Annotated in this window: 12 protein-coding genes and 3 tRNA genes; 5 read left to right on the plus strand and 10 right to left on the minus strand. The window is 60.7% G+C overall.

What is annotated here, in order from left to right; all coding sequences use genetic code 11:
- Positions 1-93: 93 nt before the first annotated feature.
- From HMPREF2547_RS03530 to HMPREF2547_RS03540, 3 genes are all read right to left on the minus strand, one after another.
- The gene (locus HMPREF2547_RS03530; RefSeq protein ID WP_070604714.1) at positions 94-3,741 is read right to left on the minus strand and encodes a phosphoribosylformylglycinamidine synthase; all 3,648 of its coding nucleotides are present in this window, start codon (positions 3,739-3,741) and stop codon (positions 94-96) included.
- A 567-nt stretch (positions 3,742-4,308) separates the two neighbouring features.
- Positions 4,309-4,384 (minus strand) — tRNA-Arg (locus tag HMPREF2547_RS03535).
- Positions 4,385-4,387: 3 nt separating this feature from the next.
- A tRNA-Ser gene (locus HMPREF2547_RS03540) sits at positions 4,388-4,479 on the minus strand.
- Positions 4,480-4,690: 211 nt separating this feature from the next.
- Between HMPREF2547_RS03540 and HMPREF2547_RS03545 the strand changes: the two genes are divergently transcribed.
- Positions 4,691-5,830, plus strand: coding sequence for a histidinol-phosphate transaminase (locus HMPREF2547_RS03545; RefSeq protein WP_070604716.1), 1,140 nt, complete (start codon positions 4,691-4,693; stop codon positions 5,828-5,830).
- 14 nt (positions 5,831-5,844) lie between these two features.
- Here HMPREF2547_RS03545 and HMPREF2547_RS03550 read toward each other — a convergent pair whose 3' ends face one another.
- The 3 genes from HMPREF2547_RS03550 to HMPREF2547_RS03560 all read right to left on the minus strand — a co-directional run bounded on the left by HMPREF2547_RS03550 (position 5,845) and on the right by HMPREF2547_RS03560 (position 8,026).
- Entirely contained in the window at positions 5,845-6,738 is an 894-nt protein-coding gene (locus HMPREF2547_RS03550) for a hypothetical protein (protein ID WP_224433578.1), read from the minus strand.
- On the minus strand, positions 6,731-7,504 hold the full coding sequence (locus HMPREF2547_RS03555; protein WP_070604718.1) for a hypothetical protein: 774 nt from the start codon (positions 7,502-7,504) through the stop codon (positions 6,731-6,733). The genes HMPREF2547_RS03550 and HMPREF2547_RS03555 overlap by 8 nt, the downstream gene beginning before the upstream one ends.
- A gap of 437 nt (positions 7,505-7,941) precedes the next feature.
- Positions 7,942-8,026 (minus strand) — tRNA-Ser (locus HMPREF2547_RS03560).
- A 209-nt stretch (positions 8,027-8,235) separates the two neighbouring features.
- Here HMPREF2547_RS03560 and HMPREF2547_RS03565 point away from each other — a divergent pair.
- Complete coding sequence (locus HMPREF2547_RS03565; RefSeq protein WP_048732059.1) at positions 8,236-9,204, plus strand: NAD(P)H-quinone oxidoreductase; 969 nt, start codon at positions 8,236-8,238, stop codon at positions 9,202-9,204.
- Positions 9,205-9,220: 16 nt separating this feature from the next.
- On the opposite strand, the gene HMPREF2547_RS03570 is transcribed toward HMPREF2547_RS03565, so the two are convergent.
- Positions 9,221-10,489 (minus strand): aminotransferase class V-fold PLP-dependent enzyme, encoded by a 1,269-nt coding sequence (locus HMPREF2547_RS03570; protein ID WP_070595835.1) that lies wholly within the window; start codon positions 10,487-10,489, stop codon positions 9,221-9,223.
- 471 nt (positions 10,490-10,960) lie between these two features.
- On the opposite strand from HMPREF2547_RS03570, the gene HMPREF2547_RS03575 reads away from it, so the two are divergent.
- The 3 genes from HMPREF2547_RS03575 to HMPREF2547_RS03585 all read left to right on the plus strand — a co-directional run bounded on the left by HMPREF2547_RS03575 (position 10,961) and on the right by HMPREF2547_RS03585 (position 14,033).
- On the plus strand, positions 10,961-11,929 hold the full coding sequence (locus tag HMPREF2547_RS03575; RefSeq protein ID WP_080971508.1) for a galactan export ABC transporter permease subunit Wzm/RfbD: 969 nt from the start codon (positions 10,961-10,963) through the stop codon (positions 11,927-11,929).
- Between the two features lie 46 nt (positions 11,930-11,975).
- A complete protein-coding gene (locus HMPREF2547_RS03580; protein ID WP_005510871.1) occupies positions 11,976-12,758 on the plus strand; it encodes a galactan export ABC transporter ATP-binding subunit Wzt/RfbE in 783 nt (260 codons plus the stop codon).
- Between the two features lie 168 nt (positions 12,759-12,926).
- Positions 12,927-14,033 (plus strand): glycosyltransferase, encoded by a 1,107-nt coding sequence (locus tag HMPREF2547_RS03585; protein ID WP_070604719.1) that lies wholly within the window; start codon positions 12,927-12,929, stop codon positions 14,031-14,033.
- A gap of 363 nt (positions 14,034-14,396) precedes the next feature.
- Here the strand turns inward: HMPREF2547_RS03585 and HMPREF2547_RS03590 are convergent, their stop codons facing one another.
- From HMPREF2547_RS03590 to HMPREF2547_RS03600, 3 genes are all read right to left on the minus strand, one after another.
- The gene (locus HMPREF2547_RS03590) at positions 14,397-15,527 is read right to left on the minus strand and encodes a PDDEXK family nuclease (RefSeq protein ID WP_070604721.1); all 1,131 of its coding nucleotides are present in this window, start codon (positions 15,525-15,527) and stop codon (positions 14,397-14,399) included.
- A 154-nt stretch (positions 15,528-15,681) separates the two neighbouring features.
- The gene (locus HMPREF2547_RS03595) at positions 15,682-16,872 is read right to left on the minus strand and encodes a hypothetical protein (protein ID WP_070604723.1); all 1,191 of its coding nucleotides are present in this window, start codon (positions 16,870-16,872) and stop codon (positions 15,682-15,684) included.
- Positions 16,873-16,882: 10 nt separating this feature from the next.
- Positions 16,883-18,805 carry a glycosyltransferase gene (locus HMPREF2547_RS03600; protein WP_070604725.1) on the minus strand — a complete coding sequence of 641 codons (1,923 nt, stop codon included), beginning with the start codon at positions 18,803-18,805 and terminating at the stop codon, positions 16,883-16,885.
- Between the last annotated feature and the right edge of the window lie 18 nt (positions 18,806-18,823).

The following is an 18,823-nucleotide window of genomic DNA, read 5'->3' on the forward strand; positions in this document are numbered from 1 at the left end:
TAGGCTGCAACTGCGCCACCCGCTATAGCTGCGGGTGGCAGCGTAAGCTGTACGCGCGGCGGAGACTATCCGCCGCACAGCACCAGACCAGTCCTACTCGCCGCGGACCCAGCGGACAGCGTTGCCAAAGATGTCCTGCTCACCAATACCCGGAATGTTGCGCATCAAGCCCTCGCGGAAACGCTCAGGGTGACCCATCTTGCCCAGAATCCTGCCGTCAGCACTGACAATGCCCTCAATGGCGTAGGAAGAACCGTTCGGGTTGGCTGGCGCTGTCATCGTCGGCACGCCGTCGGCATCGACGTACTGGAAAGCGACCTGGCCGGCCTCGAACAGGCGGCGGGCCTCGTCCTCGGAAACCACGAAACGACCCTCACCGTGAGAAACCGGCATGAGGTGGGTCTGGCCTGGCTCGAAACCGCGCAGCCACGGGGAATTCACGGTCGCGACGCGAGTGGTGGCGATGCGGGACACGTGGCGCAGCTGGCGGTTGTGGGCCAGGGTCGGCGAGTCCTCGCGGAGCTGCGCAGGGTCGCCGTACGGCAGGAAGCCGGACTTGACCAGCGCCTGGAAACCGTTACAAATACCGAGCACAAGACCGTTATCGGATACGAACTCCTTGACGGCGGCTGCGACATCGTCGGAACGCAGGAACGCGGCGATGAACTTGGCGGACCCGTCCGGCTCATCACCCAGGGAGAAGCCACCGGAGAATGCCAGGATGTCGGAGTCCTGAAGCTTCTCGATGAACGCCTTCGTGTCCTCCGCCAGCATTGCCGGGGTCAGGTTGCGGATTACGTGGAACTCGTAGGTAGCGCCAGCCGCGACGAATGCCTCGGCCATGTCGTACTCGGAGTTGGTACCAGGGAAGACTGGCAGCAACACGTGGACATCCTTCTTGCCCGGGCTCTGCAGGTCGGTCTTGGTCTCGCTGACCTGGTTAGCGAACTCCGGCAGGGCCTCGCCCTCGTAGTCATTGAGCGGGAAGACCTCACGGTAACCGGACTCCATTGCCTCCAGAGCCTCGGCGACAGTGAAGGACTCCTCACCGAAGCGCAGCGTGCCCGAATCGTCGGTGGTACCAATCTTCACAGCGCCCTCAACAGCACCCTCAACATCCTGACCAGCCGGAACAGCCACCACAATGGAGCCCAGCGGAGCCTCCGGAAGGGATGCCTCCAGGCCCACGCCATTGCCCACAGCCATGTTGACCAGGGTCGCAGCCAGATCCGCGTTAGTAACAGCCGAGGCCGCAGCCGGACGCAGCTCCCGCACGGCAGCAAATAGTTCGTTGAGCTGCTCGTAGTTCGGCTCCCCGGACTCGAGTGGCTTGTGCGCAAACAGGTAGAGGTCGAAGTTACCTGCCGGGATTGCAGCAGAGACAGCGTCGGTCTCGTCCATCGCGGCAACTGCGAAGGTCACCAGAGTCGCCGGCACGTGCAGGTCCTCGCCGTAGGTGCCGGACATGGAGTCCTTACCACCAATGGCCGCAACCTGGAAGCCGTCCTGAGCCTCCAGCAAGCCAAGCAGAGCCTGCGCAACCTCGCCCCACCGCTGCGGATCCTGGTCCAGGCGCTGGAAGTATTCCTGCACACTCAGCCAGGCACCGCGCGGATTGCCACCGGCCGCTGCGAGCTTAGCTAGTGCCTCCACGACGGAGTAGGAACCCATGAGGTACGGGGACTCGTCGGCAAGCGATGGCGAGTAACCCCAGGTCATGATGGACGCGGTGCTCGTGCCGCCATCGACCGGCAGCGTCTGGATCGACGCCTGCTCGTCGGTCTTCTGCGTCGCACCGCCGTACGGCATGAGCACGGTGGAGCGGCCGACGGTCGAGTCGAACTGCTCGATCATGCCCTCCTGGGAACCCGCCGTCGCCGCACGCAGCGACTCCAATACGCTCGCCGGTACCTGCTTTACGACGCCGCCCTCCGCAGCAACCATTTCGACGTTCTGGGCGCGGTCGGCGCCGTTGGTGTCGATGAACTCACGGGAGAGGTCGAAGACGACCTCGTCGCCCATGAACATGCGCAGTCGACCGGTATCGGTGATGTCGGCCAGCGCGACGGCCTCGATGTTCTCTTCAGCAGCGGCGGCGATGATGAAGTCCGCATCCTCCGGGCGCACGACCAGCGCCATGCGCTCCTGGGACTCGGAAATTGCAATCTCGCGGGCATTCAGACCGGCGTACTTCAGCGGCACGCGCTCGAGGTGAATGTCGATGGAGTCAGCCAGCTCACCGACCGCAACGGACACGCCACCAGCGCCGAAGTCATTACAGCGGACAATCTTGGTGGCGACGTCCTCGCGGCGGAACAGGCGCTGAATCTTGCGCTCGTTGACCGGGTTACCCTTCTGCACCTCGGCACCGGAGCGGCCCAGCGAGTCCTCATCGTGAGCCTTGGACGAGCCGGTCGCACCGCCGACGCCGTCACGGCCGGTGCGGCCACCGAGCATAATCACCACATCGCCCGGCGCAGGTTCGAGGCGCTTGACGTTGTCTGCCGGGGCAGCGGCGACGACGGCACCGAGTTCCATTCGCTTAGCGACGTATCCCGGGTGGACCAGCTCACGCACACCAGTGGTGGCCAGACCGATCTGGTTTCCGTAGGAGGAGTAGCCGGCTGCGGCACGAGAGGAGATATCGCGCTGCGGCAGCTTGCCCTCGAGGGTCTGCTCGCGCGGAGTGTTGATGTCACCTGCGCCGGACAGACGCATGGCCTGGTAGACCCAGGAACGGCCTGACAGCGGGTCACGGATTGCGCCGCCGAGACAGGTGGAGGCGCCACCGAACGGCTCGATTTCGGTCGGGTGGTTGTGGGTCTCGTTCTTGAACATGAGCAGCCACTTGCGGTCATCGCCCTCGACGTCGACGTAGACGGAGCAGGCGTTGATTTCCTCGGAAACTTCCTGGTCATCCATCACGCCCGTGCGACGCAGTTCGCGGCCCATGATGGTGCCCATGTCCATCAGGGTGCGTGGCTTGTGAGTGCGGCCGTTGAGTTCACGCAGCTCGTCGTAGCGACGCAGCGCGCGATCCAACTGCGCGGCAAAGCGCGGCTCGTTGTTCTCGATGGAGGTCAGCTCGGTGTTGAAGGTGGTGTGGCGACAGTGGTCTGACCAGTAGGTATCCAGCGCGGACAGCTCCACCTCGGTCGGAGTGCGGCCCTCGGAGCGGAAGTAGTCCTGGATGGTCTTCAGATCGGCCAGCGACATGGCCATGCCGTCGGCTGCGAGCAGCTCGGCCAGGCCTTCGTCATCCAGCTCGGTGAAGCCCGGGTACTCCTTCAGCGGCTCAATCTCGCCCATGCTCGGACGGCGCAGGACGTTCAGGTTCTTCTCCCCCGACTCGACCGGGTTAATGAGGAAGGAGCGTACGGCGTCATTCACCGGAGCGTCGAAAACATACAGCGTTGCCGAGGTGATCTGCGCGCGGGTTTCCGGGCGGAGTAGCCGCAGGGCCTGCTCGGCGGCATCGGCACGCTGGTCGTACTGGCCAGGAAGAGGCTCGACAGCAAGGTAGTTCCCCAGCTCGGCGGGCGTCGGGAGCTCGGCCAGCTCGTCGACACGCGAATCAGCAACTACCGACTCACGCAGCGCGACGAGGTCCTCCTCCGTCGCATCGAAAGCATCGTAGAGATAGTAGATTGCCACCTCACCGTCCTGGCCGATCGAGGACAGCAGCGTAGCTTCCTCATTGCGGAACTCGGGCTTACGGCGAACGGCTAGACGGGCGTCCATCAAGGCTCCTATCGAAATACGGGGAGGGCAACCGGGGTCTAAGTCTATTGCAACTGTTCAGGATAGGAAAATGTCCCCCGGCGTGCGAGGCGGCGCGGGGCGGCGCGGGGCGGAAGCCCCGATTGACCAAGTACAAGGCCAGGCTAATCGGATTCGGCCAGGCAAAGGCTGCGCGGGGGTGTTGGAGGTACGGCCGTGGCGGCTCAGGGAGGTGGTGAGTCGGGCGGCAGGTCCGGGTTGGTGCCTGTTGCTGCGCGTTGCGACCTGTTGTTGCACGTTGCTGAAGCAAGGGAGCTGGTTCGTTGTCTTATCGATGCATAGTTCACCCATCGATTCGCTATAGCCTGGCCACAAGTGAACAGCGCATCGACAAGTGCACACGTAGCACCCACAGCGCGCGCATAAGTGGCGCAAAACCATCGACAGGCCACGAGAAACCATCGATAAGTGACCGAACCCTGGCCACAAGTGAAGGACCGCGCTGCCCCGCCCCGCAATGCCCCGGCTCGCGCTGCACTGCCAGGTAATAAAACAAAAAGACCCGCACCTACAAGGTGCGGGTCTACATGGTGCGCCCGAAGGGATTCGAACCCCTAACCTTCTGATCCGTAGTCAGATGCTCTATCCGTTGAGCTACGGGCGCGTGTGGCGGAGGCGAGAGGATTCGAACCTCCGGCCCGTCGCAAGACAGGCAACTCCTTAGCAGGGAGCCCCATTCGGCCGCTCTGGCACGCCTCCAAAACCACTGGCATCGGTCCCGCTTCAGCAAAGCTGTTCGCCATTGCGTGGACGAGACCAAATAACCGCAGCCAATCCTACAGAACACAAGAATTGAAAAGCAAAACACCCGCGGAGCCACCAAATACGGCGCCACAAATAGCGACCACACCTTGGGATTTTGCGGGGATTCTGTACTGCCCAATCCGGGCCATGTTCTACAGTTAGGCCTATGACCAACGATGCATCTTCAGTTCAGCCCAAAACCCGCGCCGACCTCGAGCAGGTTCCGGCCTATGTCCCGGGCAAGGCTGTGCCCGGCGCGCTGAAGATCGCGTCCAATGAAATGACCCAACCGCCACTGCCCTCGGTGGTGGAGGCCATCTCACAGACCATCGCTGACCCAACCACCAGCCCGAACCGCTACCCGGACATGGGCGCGGTTGACCTGCGCATTAAGCTCGGCGAGCACCTGGGTCTGCCCATGGAGCAGGTCGCGGTCGGCTGCGGCTCCTCCGCTCTGTGCCTGCAGCTCGTGCAGGCCACCTGTGAGGATGGGGATGAGGTCGTGTTCCCGTGGCGCAGCTTCGAGGCCTACCCCATTCTCGCTCGCGTCGCCGGGGCTACTCCGGTGCCGGTGCCGCTGGATGCGCAGGGTCGCAATGATCTTTCGGCAATGGCTGCCGCTATCACCGGCCGCACACGCCTGGTTTTCGTCTGTAATCCCAATAACCCGACGGGCACGACCATCACTCTCGCGGCTTTCGCGGAGTTTATGGCGCAGGTTCCGGGCGATGTTGTGGTCGCTCTCGACGAGGCGTACATCGAGCTGGTGGACGAGGCCACTCATGCCGCTACCCCGTTGGCGCATGAGCTGCTGGATACCTACCCCAACCTGGTCGGTTTGCGCACATTCTCCAAGGTCTACGGTTTGGCCGGGCTCCGCGTGGGCTACATGTTCGGCCCGGAGAAGCTTGTGGAGGCCGTGAATAAGGTCGCTATCCCCTTCTCCATAAACACTCTCGCGCAGATTGCCGCGCTCACCTCGCTCGACGCACAGGAAGAGCTCACCGCCCGCATTGCTGAGGTCCGCGCACAGCGCGTCGCCGTCACCGAGGCTATCAACGCCGCCACCGGCCGCGAGACGGTGCTGCCGAACTCGCAGGCCAACTTCATTTGGATTGACGAGGGTCGGATTGCGGATCTCTCTTTGCTTGACGACGTCTCGGTGGCCACCACCACGGATCTCGGTGACTTCCTGGCGCAGCGCAACATTCTCATCCGCTGCTTTGCCGGCGAAGGTGCTCGCATCACCATCACTACTGAGGAAGAGACCTCGCAGCTGCTGGCTGCGCTAGGAATTGAGCACTAGCAGCTATCGCTCAGCTAGCAGCTACCGGCACGGCCGGTGGTCGCGCCACCGCTGCGCTCAATCGCCTTTGCGATGCGGTCAAGCATTTGCTGGCCGGTCTCATAGGTGCCGTCGTCAGGCTGGGCTGCGATAGCTACACCAACGAAGGTGCCCGGCTTCTTGCCCGGCAGATAGCCGAACTGCCGCACAAGGTAGACGCCTTCATCATCGGGACCCCAACCGCCCTTGAAGTGGGCGCCGCGGATGCGTCCGAGGCCGTAGGACTGCTCGTCGGCAATCTGTCCCATGAGGTCAGCGACCTTTGGGCCCGCCTCGATGCACTGCAAATTGGCGCCGAAAATAGCCTGGTCGCGCAAATCCCACTGCGTCTGCCCGAAGACGGTGTATTCCGCACGGATGCGGTCAGTGCCCATGACGGTGCGGGTGTCGTGGCCCTCTCGGAGAATCTCGTCGGTGGTCGCGCCCGCGGTCGCGTCATCGCCCAGGGAGTACCACATGGACTCAGCCGCATCGTTATCGGAAACCGTGATTGCGGCTTCGACCAGGGAATCCACGCCCGATTGGCGCACATAAGCCACCGCGATGGGCACCTTGGAGGTCGACCAGGCCGGACCCGTTTTGAAGTCACCCGTGGAAACCACTTCGGAATCCTTATCCGGCGTTGCCAGAGCGGCGCCGGCCAGACCACCGAGTTCCTTTTGCGCGGACTTCACTGCCTCGACAACTTCGCGAGGCATCTCACCGGGCACAACTTTCCCGTCGGAGGATGCTCCGCCGGGGCCGTCGTCAAGCGGATTGGACAGCGTCGGCGACGGCATGTCCGCCGAGTCGGTGCCGATGGTGCAGGCGCTAAGGCCGAGCGTGACGACGGCGGTTGCGGCCAGAGCTACTCGGAGACGTTTAGACAATGTGCACCGTCGCATTCGTACCGCCGGTGCAAGTGACAACCTCACCGTTATCGCGGCAGGTCATGCTGTATGTCTTGCCAGTTGTTGGGCTGCTAGCGGTGACTGTACCGTTGAGCTTCTTCGTAAGTTGGTACTGCTCAACGAAGGAATTGCGCACGTTGGTGGCAAACTGACAGGTCGTAGTGTTACCACCGACATCTTCTGCATATACCAAGTTCAAATCACCCGGATCGCCCGAGCCGGAGCAGTGACGCCAGTTCGATGGCGGCTGGAACCCTTCAGCGCGACGCTTCTGCTCAGCGGTCGACGACGTGGAAAAATCCTCAGCACTAGCTGACTGAACCGACTGGGGCGAGTTGCTGCCGGCCGAATTCACTCCCTTCGAATCGGAGAAGTAGAAGAAAGCCATTGCGCCGACGAAGAGAGCGACCGCAACGAGCGCCAGGACAATAACCGCGATGGTCAGCCCCTTGTTGTCATTGCTCGGCGCAGCAGCCGGACCAGCTTGCGGACCTGGAACATAGGGGGCGGGGCGGTATGGTTCAGGCTGCTGGGACTGTGAATACTGCTGCTGCAGATACTGCGTTTGCTGGTTCTGGGGCTGATAGTCCTGCGTTTGCCCCTCAGGCTGCTCCCACTGTGCCCCATCCACAGCGCTCCACGCATTTGCCGGCGTATCAGCGGAGGGTTGATCATCTGACGTGCCCGGATTTATGCTCCACTCACCGAACGAGTCGTCCGAGTGGTTGCTCCGATTCGTTGCCATTGTTCGACCTTTTCCCTCAATACCGTCCGCCAGTATGACGCTGGGTTTGTATTACAGCAAGACCGAGCTTACCGGTTTTGGCAAATTGCCCGTATTGTTTCAGGCCACAACGGTTTCGGGTCCATGTCATGCAGCTTTTCCACCGAGTGCCCCGGGTTGAAGTGGATTTCAGTTCCTGTATTCAACGAACCGTCGGCAATCGCGTCGGCGCCCCTTGGCGATGGTGTCATTGACCACCAGTTCCTGAGCATGTGCGATACTGCCGAATCCCGCACATGTCCGCGCATGTCATACCTGCGGCCGGAGAGAATGCAGCAATGCGCGCAATACCGCGGTTACGTACGGTCCGACTATCCGTCGCGGACCTGAGCACATACGCCAACTTTTAAGAGAAATGAAGAAACCCCCGGTAGAAAATCTACCGAGGGTTTCATCTGCGGAAGTAGAGGGATTTGAACCCCCGGAGGTGTGACCCTCGCTGGTTTTCAAGACCAGTGCATTCGGCCGCTCTGCCATACTTCCAACGCCAACATCATAACCGCATACCGCCGTAAGGCAGCAAACGCCCTCATAGCACCCCTTGCCAGCACCTTTCGCTAAACCTTTCACTAGCCCCTCTTCCCAAACCACGCCCCAAGCACCCACCTCTACAGACATAACTATTTTTGCTAATTGCAAAAGAGCTTGAAATACCGCGTGCATAACCAGTTTTTGCATTACCTTTGAAGACTATGAAGGCAATCATTCAGACTGATCTTTCCAACCCCCGCGCCCTGGAATGGGCCGATGCTCCGGAACCGACTCTCGAGGATGGGCAGGTGCTGGTCAAGGTCAAGGCCGCTGGCGTAAACCGTGCTGACCTACTGCAGGCCGCTGGTCACTACCCGCCACCGAAAGGCGTGACCGACACCCTCGGCCTGGAGTGCGCGGGTGTCATTGAAGAGGTCAAGGGCGACTCCCAGGGCTGGAAAGTCGGCGACGAGGTCTGCTGCCTTCTCTCCGGTGGCGCTTACGCCGAAAAGGTCGCAGTCCCGGCCGGCCAAATTCTCCCACTGCCACATGGCTACTCCTTCACCGAGGCAGCATCCATCGTCGAGGTTGCCTGCACGGTGTTCTCGAATGTCGTGATGATTGCCGGCCTCAAGGAAGGCGACCTGCTGCTGGTCCACGGTGGCGCGGGCGGCATCGGCACTTTCGCTATTCAGATGGCCAAGCGGCTCGGTGCTCGCGTCGCAGTCACCGCCGGTTCGGCGGAGAAGCTGGCTAAGTGCAAGGAGCTCGGCGCCGACATCCTCATCAATTACAAGGAAGAGGACTTCGAGGAGATCGTTGCAGCTGAGGGTGGCGCCAATGTCATTCTGGACATCATGGGCGCAAAGTACCTCGACCGAAACGTCAAGGCCCTGGCGAAGGACGGCCACCTGGTCATCATCGGCATGCAGGGCGGCGTTAAGGGCGAGCTCAACATCGGCCGCCTGTTGAGCAAGCGCGGCTCCATCACCGCCACCGGCCTGCGCTACCGCGATCTCGCTGACAAGGCTCGCATCGTCAACGCCACAGAGGACACCATCTGGCCAATGCTTGCCGACGGCACCGTCACCCCTCAAATTCATGAGGTCATGGATATGCGCGACGCAGCCAAGGCCCACGAGCTGCTCGACAGCGGCGCGGTCAGCGGCAAGATTGTGCTGACCGTCTAGTTAGCTGACTACCTAGCTAACCGAGCGAGGCAACTGCGCGCACGAGCTGGTCAATGTCGTGCGGCGTATTGAACGGCTGGAGGCCAACTCCCACGGCGCCTCCAGCCTCATCGATGCCCATGGCCTCCAGCAGTGGCGATTCGTATGCATCAACAATGCTGGTCACGAGGCCATTATCCAGCAACCTGTCCACGACCACCTTCGCCGACACCCCATCGACGAGGAAGCTAACGCGCGGAATGTGCTGTGCCCGCGACACACTCGCGAAAGAATCATCTTCGGTATCCATACCGATGATGTACACCCGCGGCAGGGTCATCAACGCCGCAATCAGGCGTTCCGACAACGTCGTCAAGTAGCGAGAAACCTGCGGCATCGCCGTTTCAATGCGATGCCTACGCGACCCCCTCGCCGTGCTATCCAGCGATGCCAGGTGCAGCACCGATTCCGACACCCCACCGAGCAATGCCGGCGACACCGGGGAAACCTCGATCCGCTCGACGCCGCACACATTCGGCACATAGCTTAACGACGTCATGCGCTCGAACATCTCGGAATCCTTGAACACCAAAGCTGCGACCTCAGGCCCGCCCAGCACGGAGGCATCAACCAGCATGATGTCGGCGCCCAGCTTGCTCATCGACACATCGCGGTAGGCGACAATATCCGAGGCATCAACCAAAACCCAGGCGTTGGAGTGCTCATGCACCCGCCGAGAAATGTCAGCTACCGGGGCAATGGTGCCAATGAACGGATCCGCGGCCGGGACGACAACGAGGCGAGTATGCTCGTCTACGAGCTCGTCGAACTGCCAGGACGGCAACGTACCCGAGGACAAGTCGGCCTCAGCAATGCGGACTTGAGCTCCGTAGAGATTGGCTGCCCGGCGTAGTGGTGCGTGTACGACCTGCGAACCAATGCGAGAAATCACAAGGTTAGAGCCGAGCGTCAAGCGTCGACTCATTGCGGACGTGAACTGCTCCATGAGCACCTCACGCGAAGATCCCAACACCACGCCGGCGACCGGGCCGCCAGTGAGGTCGGCAAAAGCCCGGCGCGCACTGGCGGTTAGCTCCGCTGCAGCGGGAACGCCCGAGCTGCGCGACTGGCCATGAGCCCCCGCCCCAGTCTCACCAGGAAGGGACTTCTGGGCATTGCGAAATGCAGAAATCATCGCAGCCTGGACACGCTCGGGTACCTGGGTGCGTTGACCCGCATTGAGGTATGTCCACCCGTCGGAAAGCGACGAGTAAGCACCCCTGGTTGTCGGCACATCGAAGGCCATGAAAACCCTTTCCCGGTTTCGAATTCAAGCTGCGATATCTATTTCAGAGTTAACTGTGCAATCACCCACGAATCGAGCATCCATGCCCCGAACCGTGTATCGATTGCACATCTTAGTTGGAGCCAATTCTATCGGAGCAACCCCATATAGGATAATCTTTATCCCTTTTTAGCAGTTGCTTAAAATTGGCCGAACTTTTCTTGCCTGTAGCCATGCGCAAGCACTCCCGATGCGTGAACCATATGCACCAGCTGCATGCCATAAAGCAGTTACAGCGGCGATTGTATGTAAGTTTTCCAGGGTCACATAACCAGTCGCATAACCAACCGTGGAAACAGCCTCAGAAGCACCACGTCACCACCAATGACGACCACCCCACGCGACGGTTGTTCGCCGTCACGACGTGGAATAATGGCTCGCCCGGTGCCGTCGGTATTCAATCTAAACCGCCCTAGCTAGTAGTTTGGAGACGTGACTAACGCAGAAAATGATCGCCAATCCGCAGCTGCAGCCGACCAGCCGGCCAATACTGTGCGCAATGGCTCCGCTATCCGCACGGAGGAAACTCTCCGTCGCAACATTGCGCGCATAACTGACGCAACAGGCGAGGCACCGGCTTTCAAGTCGCGTTCCCGCACCATGGGCGCTGCCTGGCGGGATCTAGCTATCGGCTTCGGCCAGCGCGAGCTGTGGCTGCAGCTGGGCTGGCAGGACATCAAGCAGCGCTACCGCCGCTCCACGCTTGGCCCACTGTGGATCACCATTGCCACCGGCGCCATGGCCCTCGCTCTCGGCCTGCTGTACTCGCTGCTGTTCCAGCAGGAGCTGGCGTTCTTCCTGCCACACGTGACCGTTGGCCTGATCATCTGGGGATTCATCTCCGGCTGCGTGCGCGAGGGCGCAACCGTCTTCATTGAAAACGAAGGCCTGATCAAACAGTTGCCCAGCGCGCTGAGCGTTCACGTCTACAGGCTGGTATGGCGGCAGCTGCTCTTCCTGGCCCACAACATGGTGATCTGGCTGATCCTCGTGCTGGTCTTCCGGCCGGATTTGGGCTGGAACTTCTTCCTGGTCATCCCCGCGATGGCGCTGCTGGTGGTCAACGGCGTGTGGGTGACGATGTTCTTCGGCATCATCGCTACGCGCTACCGCGACGTGGCACCACTGCTGGATTCCCTAATTCAGCTGGTGTTTTACATGACTCCGATTGTGTGGACCACCAAGACGCTGGAGGAACAGGGCGGTGCCGTCGCCGAACGCGCACGCATCGCAGAGATCAACCCGCTGTTCCACTACCTGGAAATCATCCGCGCCCCATTGACCGGCGAGCCGGTGGATACCTACCACTGGTGGATTGTCCTCGCCTGCACCGCAGTCGGCCTGCTGCTGGCACTCGGGGCTATGCGCCTGTGGCGCTCCCGCGTGAGCTACTGGGTTTAGGCCGCAAGGGCCGTCGTAAAGCGAATTGAACTAGCAAGGGATAAGCATGGTCAGCATTGATACTTACAACGCGTGCGTTGACTTCCCCATTTTCGACGCCAAATCGCGGTCGATGAAGAAGGCGTTCCTCGGCGCCGCGGGTGGTGCGATTGGCCGCAATGACTCCAATGTCGTGGTCATTGAGGCGCTGAAGGACATCAACATCCATCTGCGCGAGGGCGACCGCGTCGGCTTGGTTGGCCACAACGGAGCGGGTAAGTCCACGCTGCTGCGACTGCTGTCGGGCATCTATGAGCCCACGCGCGGTGCCGCCGATGTGCGCGGCCGTGTGGCTCCGGTGTTCGACCTCGGTGTCGGCATGGACCCGGAGATCTCAGGCCTGGAAAACATCATCATCCGCGGTCTGTTCCTGGGGCAGACGCGCAAGCAGATGAAATCCAAGCTCGACGAAATCGCAGAGTTCACCGAACTCGGCGACTACCTGCACATGCCACTGCGCACCTACTCCACCGGTATGCGCGTGCGACTGGCGCTCGGCGTGGTCACGTCCATTGAGCCGGAGATTTTGCTTCTCGACGAAGGCATCGGAGCCGTCGACGCCGCATTCATGGCGAAGGCCCGGACGAAGTTGACCGAATTGGTCGATCGCTCCGGTCTGCTGGTGTTTGCGTCGCACTCAAATGAGTTCCTGGCGCAGCTGTGCGACACGGCGCTGTGGATTGATCACGGTACGGTTCGACAGGCAGGGCTTGTCGACGAAGTGGTCGAAGCCTACGAAGGTAAAGAGGCCGCCGACCAGGTGCGCCGCGTGCTCGCGCAGCGACGGTAGCAGCTTCGCCGGGAGTCCGGGCGCGGTTCCCCCCATCGTGGCCGAGCGAGCGGCTCGCGGGCAGCCGGCCGGCGGCTGGCGGGCGGCACGGATGCTTGGAATTGCCCACCCGGAGCAACATGGCAAGATAGACAGCAATAAAAACAGTAATAAACGGTACTTCCCCCGATGGAGAACGAAGTGAGCGAAAACTCGGCTGACCACCCAAAGCACGATGAGGCAGCAACGGCCGCAATCGTGGTGACTCACAACCGCATCGAGGACCTGCGTCAATCGCTTCCCATCGTTGCCAGCCAGACCCACATGCCGAAATGGCTCATCATCGTCGACAACGGCAATGACCCGAAGGTCAAGGAACTCGCCGAGCAGGTGGCGGCGCAGCAGTCGTCGGAAAGCGGATCGGCGCCGGAAATTCACTACCTCGGCTCCAAGACAAACCTGGGCGGCGCTGGTGGTTTCGCACTGGGCATGCTGACCGCGCTGTCGCTCGGCGCGGAGTGGATTTGGTGCGCCGATGACGACGGGCGCCCGGAGGACTCCTACGTGCTGAAGGCGCTGCACAGCTGCGCGCGACGCCACCAGCTCGACGCTGTCTCGCCGGTGGTCTGCGATATTAAGGCTCCGAACAAGCTGGCATTCCCCCTGCGCCGCGGGCTGGTGTGGCGCCGTCATCGCGAGGAGCTTTTCGAAAGCGGCATCAACCCCAAGCTTCCCGCAGTGAACGACTCTGAGGGGCGGAGATGGTTCACCAACTTTGCAGATCAGAAGGCTGCGACCGGGCTCGAACTGCCTAGCGACCTCGAAACCATCGACGGCAACCACGACCTCCTGCCCGGCATCGCATCCCTGTTTAACGGCGCACTGTTTAGCGCCCGCTCGCTGGAACAGCTCGGCGTTCCCGACTACCGCCTATTCATCCGCGGCGACGAGGTCGAATTCCACCGCCGCCTGGTCCGCTCCGGCCTCCGGTTCGGCACATGCTTGACGACGGCCTACCTGCACCCCTCCGGTTCGGGTGAATTTGTGCCCATTCTCGGCGGCAAAATGCACACGCAGTACCCGACCAATGACTTCAAGCGCTACTTCACCTACCGCAACCGCGGCTACCTGATGAGCCAGCCTGGCATGCGCAAGCTCATGCCGCAGGAGTTCCTGCGCTTCGGCTGGTTCTTCCTGGTCCAGCGCCGCGATGTCCGCGGCTTCTACCGCTGGTTCAAGCTACTGAAGCAGGGGCGCGCGGAGAACTTCGAGCGCTTCGATCCAAAGTCGAAGTAGTTCGGGCTGGCGTTGCGGCTGGTGGGGCTGAGGCTGTGGCGCTGGCCTGCATATTTGATCTCGCCCGGGTCGTGTAGTCCGCATTTCGAGTGCTCAGTGCGCAAAAGTGTTACCTAACCCCTGGTTCCCTTCTCCTCCACTGACATATCGATGAGGTATTCACTCATCGATGCGCTACAGCCTGCGCATAAGTGAATAGTCCTACGATAAGTGCGCGGGCCAGGCCAACAGCGTGGCCATAAGTCCTGAAAAGTCATCGACAAGTGGCGGAAAGTTGGCCATAAGTCGCTGGAAATCCGAGCCAGTCCGCTCGAAATCGTTCCAAGTCCGGTGAGCACAATTGCAATAGGTCAGCAGCTGAACTTAGCCTGAGTCGCGCGAGGCCGGTGCATTTTCCAGAAGCTGCAAACGCTGCTTACGCTCCTGGATTCTGGACTCACGGAGCTGCCGATCTTTATACGGGACAGTGGCTTGACGAAAACGCCCAACTTCGGACGAAAATACCAACCCACCTGCCTGAATGCGCTGCCTCTGTCGAATAGCGAACTGTCGCAAGACCTCCACGCAGTCCCCATTAATGACCTGTGACCATTGGAAGCGGAGTACATCTAAGTGGAGGTTTCGCAGACGCTTCTCGCGAGCTTGCTCTTTCAGAAGCACAGTCTCCGTAGCTGCTACCCCGCCACCGGAATACTTAGTCAGCCCATCGAACTCAATGATCAAATTCAGATGAGGCACATAAAAATCGACGCGCCCAATGAATCCTTCACTGTCATAGAACTCGACTTGCTGCATGAGCACGCATTTTTCGTCGTAAAGCGTGGCAATTCCTGAGTCGATTATGCATTTCTTTGTGATTGACTCACCGATGGTTTCGCTGTGTGCGCTGGCAGTTCGAAGTAGCTCGCGGGCGCGGCGGGTACCCGGCGAACGTGGGTAATTTGTGAGGACGGTGTGCAGTTCTTCGAGGTCACACCACTGTCGCAGTGCGGTGTCAACGATGATTGGCCCGTTTTCGGACTCGGCGGTGCGGCAGATATCGATGACGGTTTTCGGCACATCGGTAACGCAGCGCCCACCAATGCGAACGATGTCTTGTTCGAGGATTCTGCCACCGACATGGCGCAATCCGCCGCCAGGTCGGCGCAGGCCGGAATTGGCAAGCGCGATTGTGGCATTTCGAACAAGCACCGGGATGCCATGCAACGCAGCGGCTGCTTCGCCCGTAATGATTGTCCCGGAACCTGGCTTGACCAGTGCCTTTATCTGTAGTTGAAAACGTTCGAATGCTGACAGCGCATTCCAGCGAGAGCACTCGATGTAGGTTCCGTACGCCAGTCTGAGCAGGGATCCATCTCGAATATTTGTGCTTTCGACGTGGCCGTGCAGATTATCCAGCTCTGACTTGGCACTGACATATTCACAAGGATGCTTGATTTGTTTCTGCGAAGCCGCGTGGATGAGGCCATCGGAATCGTAAGTCCAGTTAGGCATTGGTTTAGGCACGCTCCCCGAGGTCGGCTACAGGAATTCACGCGTGGAATTAGTGCCTTCATTTATGGCTGACTCCGTGAATATTGGCAGAAGAAAAGCCGCCGAATTGCCCGTTTCTGTGGACAATTTGGCGGCTGTGGATAACTGTCAAACGTTAACCTCTTGGTGCATCCTCGAGACGGATACCAAAAGGAACTCCGGGATCAGAGGGCCAATAGTATTCATCATCCGAAAAGGTAATAGTGGCGCGCTCGCCATCGCTGTGCAGTGCCGGATTGACGATCGCCTGTTCAATCGTGCGCGTCTCCGGTCCGTTTTGCCCGGACAGCTGTGCAGTAACTTCGGTCGGCTGGTCCAGAATCAAGATTGCGTAAGGTCCCCTGTCCGGTGAACCGGGGTTAGGATCCTGGCGCTGCTCATAGGCTAGAACATCTGCCTTGGTCTGGAAAACCTTCACGGTTCCCGTAATCGAATTGGCTCCAGACGTTGTCGCCGAAGAATCCGAGTCCGAAGCCCCAGACTGCGAACCCGAACCAGACCCAGACCCCGAAGCCGACCGCCCCGCCGTCGGATTCGGACCACCGTTGCCACCGTTGCCACGGTTACCACCATCAGCGCCAGCGCCATTCGAGCCCGAGCCCGAGCTCGGCGCGCAGTCATTACCAGCAGCAATGGCCTCGACGACATCCAGGTTGTCAACCGGAATCCAGTTAAACTGTTCGAACTCCCCGGCACCCGGATTCGCAGGCGTTTCCACCAGCTCATTGCCCTGGCGCGTCACCAGCAAATCTTCCTGATCGCGCCCCATCCTCTCTGCAGAAAACGAGAACATACCCGGCTGACCAGTAGCTCGCTGAAGAGCGCGACGTACACCGCCCACAGAAGTCACGCCGTCATGGTAGGAATTCTGAAACTGAATTTCCTGACCATTTTCGTCAACGCCGTAGACACCAATCGCATCAATTTCGGCGCTCATCGCACTTGTGCCATAGTTCAGCACCAGCTCGGGCACGCACCCATCATCAAGATGCACGAGCGCATATTTCATCGCCCCACCAGGACTAACTTCACCGACAAAAGTCTGCAGTGGCGCCGGGTTCGCCAGCACCTGCTTGTACACAACGACGGCCTTCTCCGCCTGCGCCTGCGCATCGCCATTTTCGCTTGACGACGACGCCCCACCCTCGGCAGCCGCCGAATCGCCACCCCGTTCCCCAGAAACCTGGAGGAAAAGGAACAGAGCCAGCAACAGGATAATCAACACCAGCAGCACCAAGATGGTGATGAGCTGTTTGCGGGTTTTGTCACCTGAGCTAGTCGAAGGCGTGGGTGTGTGCGTGGTCATGATTGAAGAACTACTCGCCCTGGAAGAACTTTTCCCAGTTGTCTTCGCTGGTCAAAGATGGCACGGCGGCCCGCCACTGCTTTGCAAGGTCGTCCCACTTGGAGGACAGTTCGCGCATGAGGCTGATGGTCTCGGCGCGCATGGACTTTTCCTTATCCAGGTCGCGGACCAGGTGACGCACTCCATTCTGGGAAGCATCGGTAACCCAGACATCGTCGAAGGTGGAAATGTGCCACCAGAAGGTGTCCTCGAAGGCCACAGCCACCGGTCCCGGGCGCTTCTTACCCATCTGCGTATAAGCCAAACGCTTTGCCATCGTCTTATTTTCGCTGGAGATCTCGTGTGACGGCGGGCGAACTGGGGTCAGACCACCCGGCATCTCGTGCATCGGCAGCAGCTCGGTCTCCGGGAAGTTCTTTCGACCAGCAGAAATGCGAGCGAAGTCGCCCTGCGATGCGTTCTTCAGCACCTCCGGGCCACGCAGCAGGTCACGAACAGCTTCCATCTGCGTCCAGGCCAGGCCGTAGCGCATGGAGACCAGGTTCGAGAGGATTCGTCGTGAAGCGACGTTGACCATGTCCTTTGCGGTGACATCGCCGTGCATGGTGGCGGCGATGAGGGAGTTGCGCAGGCCGAAGTACTGGGCGGCGTTTTCGATGTCCTTCCAGTAGAAATCGGCGTGCCAGACGGCGGCGCCCGGAATGGTGTCAGTCGGGTAGCCGGCCTTGGCGGCGCGGAAACCGTAGTCGATGTCGTCGTACTGGAAGAACAGCGGCAGCGCCAGGCCAATCTTCTTAATGACCTCGGACGGCACCAGGCAGGTCCACCAGGCGTTGTAGTCAACGCCCAGGCGACGCAGCTGGTGGTACTTGCGCACGTCCACGTCGGCGTAACCGAACTTGGGGTCGTTCTCCTCGACCGTCAGCGCCTTCCAGTTGTAGGTCTCGCCGGTGCGGAAGAGGCTGGTCGGGTTGAACAGGAAGAGCATCTGCGCGCCGAGCAGCATCGGCTTTTCCGCGCATACGGCCAGGGCGGATAGGCGCAGGGTGGTTTCGGGCTCGGGGCGGATGTCGTCGTCGGTAAGCAGCACCATGCAGTCGCCCGCAGCGGTGGCATCGCGCATGCCGCGGGAGAAACCGCCGGCGCCGCCGAGGTTCGGCTGGTGGACAACGTTCAGGCGCTCGCCGAGGATCTCCTTGGCCTGAATGAAGTCAGCTTCGTCGGCCGGGTGCTGTTCGCCCTGGTCAACGACGCGGATGGTGCGAACGCGCTCAAGGGCTGGCAGGTCCTCAGCCAGCGTGGCGACGGTTCGAGCACAGTCAACCGGTCGGTTGTAAGAACAAATGACCAGGTCAGTCGGAATATCGCGCTTGATAGCCGACTTGGGCACAACATAGCGGACATCGGAAATCTTTGCGCCTGCGTCCTCGGTGTCGAAGCGCAGGTGAATGGCACCGCCATCGGCGAAGCGGTCCAGCGGGACGGTCAGGCGAACCTCTTCATTGGCAGAACCCGACATCGGCGAGTGCTCACCGGTCCAGTTGCCGTCGGCATCCGAGCCACCCGCTGCCCAGGAGTCCTCCAATCGGAGGTGGCCCCCAATATCCTCGGTGTAGGCCAGCACACGCGCGGAACCGACCACGCGCGCACGGATTTCGACCTGCTTAATTGAGGTCCAGCGCTGCCAGTAAGAAGCTCGGAAGCGACCGAAGTAGGTGTCAGTGCGCACCACGGTGTGGCGACCGAGCGTGATCGAGTTACGGGTGGCCTGCACCGAGCTGTCGTAGGCGCCAACGCCTTCGACTCGGTAGTACAAATCCGGCTCCACCCAGTCTGCGGGCGGAGCAAACAGCACGCGCTGAATAGTCAGCATGTCAACATCGGTTTCGGCGGTCAGCTGAGTGGATTCCTTATTAGAAGCAGTCGAAGTCACGTCCCCCAGCGTATCGCG

Source organism: Corynebacterium sp. HMSC055G02, assembly GCF_001809065.1.
Lineage (GTDB): Bacteria > Actinomycetota > Actinomycetes > Mycobacteriales > Mycobacteriaceae > Corynebacterium > Corynebacterium jeikeium_D.

Coding starts and splice junctions, on each gene's coding strand:
- HMPREF2547_RS03545 (WP_070604716.1), top strand. CDS start 4,691: ATGACCAACGATGCATCTTCAGTTCAGCCCAAAACCCGCGCCGACCTC.
- HMPREF2547_RS03595 (WP_070604723.1), bottom strand. CDS start 16,872: ATGACCACGCACACACCCACGCCTTCGACTAGCTCAGGTGACAAAACC.
- HMPREF2547_RS03565 (WP_048732059.1), top strand. CDS start 8,236: ATGAAGGCAATCATTCAGACTGATCTTTCCAACCCCCGCGCCCTGGAA.
- HMPREF2547_RS03590 (WP_070604721.1), bottom strand. CDS start 15,527: ATGCCTAACTGGACTTACGATTCCGATGGCCTCATCCACGCGGCTTCG.
- HMPREF2547_RS03585 (WP_070604719.1), top strand. CDS start 12,927: ATGGAGAACGAAGTGAGCGAAAACTCGGCTGACCACCCAAAGCACGAT.
- HMPREF2547_RS03580 (WP_005510871.1), top strand. CDS start 11,976: ATGGTCAGCATTGATACTTACAACGCGTGCGTTGACTTCCCCATTTTC.
- HMPREF2547_RS03570 (WP_070595835.1), bottom strand. CDS start 10,489: ATGGCCTTCGATGTGCCGACAACCAGGGGTGCTTACTCGTCGCTTTCC.
- HMPREF2547_RS03555 (WP_070604718.1), bottom strand. CDS start 7,504: ATGGCAACGAATCGGAGCAACCACTCGGACGACTCGTTCGGTGAGTGG.
- HMPREF2547_RS03530 (WP_070604714.1), bottom strand. CDS start 3,741: ATGGACGCCCGTCTAGCCGTTCGCCGTAAGCCCGAGTTCCGCAATGAG.